An 888-nucleotide genomic window follows, 5' to 3' on the forward strand; every position below is an offset into this window, starting at 1 on the left:
GCAGACTGTGCTGTCCGAGGAGATCCGGCGCGTGTCCGAGCGCCGCTCAAACCTCAACGACACTCTGGCCTGGGCTGCCGCCCGCTGGGCCGTCGATCAGGCCATCACCACCGGGGCCACGGTCATCTACCTGGAAGACCTGCGGTCGATGGAATCCGGGGGCATGGGCCGCACGCACAACACGCGCCTGTCCCAGACCGTGCGCGGGCAGATCGCCGACCGCATGCGGCACCTCGCCGCCGAGGCCGGCATCGCGGTCGTGACCGTGCCACCCCGCAACACCTCCAAGCACTGCCCGCACTGCCTCACCTCACTGCGGCACCGCAAAGCCCCCGACCGGCCCACCACATCGGGCTGGAAGTGGGCGATCTGCCCCAACCCCGAGTGCGGCTGGCAGGGCGACCGCGACCAGGGCGCCTGGCAGCGCATCACCGCACGCGGCCTGACCCACCAGACCAAGACCGTGGTGGACCGCACCAGCGGCCAGATGATGATTCGCACGGTGGTCGACACGATGGAGGCCAAGGCCGTCATCACCACCACCCCGAAGACCAGCCGGAAAGACCGGTCCAAGACCGGACCCACCCGGCCGCGAACCAACCGCCTCACGCCCAGGCGACGTGAGGTTCCCTCCCCAGCCAGGCCAACCGGCCCGGCCGGCCAGCGTCCGGAGGGACACGCACCAACGGGCCGGACCCGGCTGCCCCGCGCAGCCCACCGGCACCAGGGCGCGACCACGATCAGCACACCCACCACCAGCCACCGGCCACGCGGAGCAGCACTGGGCGCGGGATTCCACCTCCACGCTCACGCTTCCCCGCCCAGGTGGGAAGAACCCGCGCCGGACCTTACGGTTCACATGGGATCGCTTAGCTGATCAGAGACGCT

The 888-nt window shown here is 70.6% G+C and carries 1 protein-coding gene; it reads left to right on the plus strand.

Going from position 1 to position 888, the window contains the following annotated elements; genetic code table 11:
- On the plus strand, positions 1–877 hold an 877-nt coding region (locus PV419_RS52910), incomplete at its 5' end, for a zinc ribbon domain-containing protein (RefSeq protein WP_319701252.1).
- Positions 878–888 lie beyond the last annotated feature (11 nt).

The organism is Streptomyces sp. ME19-01-6 (genome assembly GCF_033793745.1).
In the GTDB taxonomy this organism is placed as follows: Bacteria; Actinomycetota; Actinomycetes; order Streptomycetales; family Streptomycetaceae; genus Streptomyces.